General features: G+C 70.5%; 2 protein-coding genes. Both read right to left on the bottom strand.

The window, feature by feature from the left end:
• On the bottom strand, positions 1 to 693 hold a 693-nt coding region (locus H926_RS25335), incomplete at its 3' end, for a secretin N-terminal domain-containing protein (protein WP_371256215.1).
• A gap of 26 nt (positions 694 to 719) precedes the next feature.
• The coding region (locus H926_RS32940) for a hypothetical protein (RefSeq protein ID WP_043607603.1) at positions 720 to 987 on the bottom strand (268 nt) is incomplete at its 5' end.

Below are 987 nucleotides of genomic sequence, written 5' to 3'. Positions count from 1 at the left end.
GATCGCATCGCCGCGCAGCACCACGGCATTGGCGCTGTCCACGGCCACCACGCTGGCCGGGCTGCGCCCGCCTTCGCCTGCGGCCACCAGTTGGGCCAGGGCGCTTGCCACCTCGCGCGCGCCGGCATGGGCCAGATCGAGCGTGAGCACGGCGGCGCGGTCCTGGTCAATCTGGCGTACCAAGGCGCGAATGCGAGCGAGGTTGTCGGCATAATCGACCACGACCAGCGAATTGCCCGCCTTGTTGGCCGTGAGCGCGCCGTCCTTGCTGACCAGCGGGCGCAGTGTATCGAGCGCCTGAACCGCATCGGCAGCGCGCAGGCGCACGATTTCGGTGACCATCTGGTTGCGCGCTGCCATGCCCCGCCCGGCAGGCGCGGCGGTGGGCTGGCTGGCCGCACCCTCCACCGGCTGGATGCGAAACGCGCCGTTGCCGGTGGGTACGGCAACCAGGCCGTTGGCACGCAGCGTGGCCAGGAACACCTCGAAATATTCGCTGGCGCTCAAGGTCCGCTCACTCGCCACGCTAACTTTGCCGGCAACCCGCGCGTCGACGATGAACGTGCGGCCAGTCACTTCGGCGGCATCGGCGATGAAGGCGCGCATATCCGCTTCGCGCACGTTGAGGCGATACTGCGCCTGCGCTGCCAGCGGCCAGGCCAGCGCGAGCGCTAGTGCGGCGAGCCTGGGCAAGCCCTCACACTTCAAAAGCCGCCCCATCATTGTCCCCCGCCGGCCGGGCCAAGCGAGAGCGCCAGATAGTGCCCGGCGCGGCGCACCGTTACCGCAACGGCCTGACCGGCCGCCAGCATGGCCTCGATCTGCCGGGCATCGCGTGCGTCGCGCACGGGCTTGCCGCGCAGCGCCACGATCCGGTCTCCAGGCAAAAGGCCCAGGGACTGCGCCTCGCCCACTGCGCCAGACGCTACCAAACCTGGCGCGCCGTGCGCGGCATCGGCAAGGCGGAAGTGGGGCGCCGGCGGCTTG

Source organism: Novosphingobium sp. B-7, assembly GCF_000410615.1.
Classification (GTDB): Bacteria; Pseudomonadota; Alphaproteobacteria; order Sphingomonadales; family Sphingomonadaceae; genus Novosphingobium; species Novosphingobium capsulatum.
This window is presented reverse-complemented; position numbering and strand designations above follow the sequence as displayed.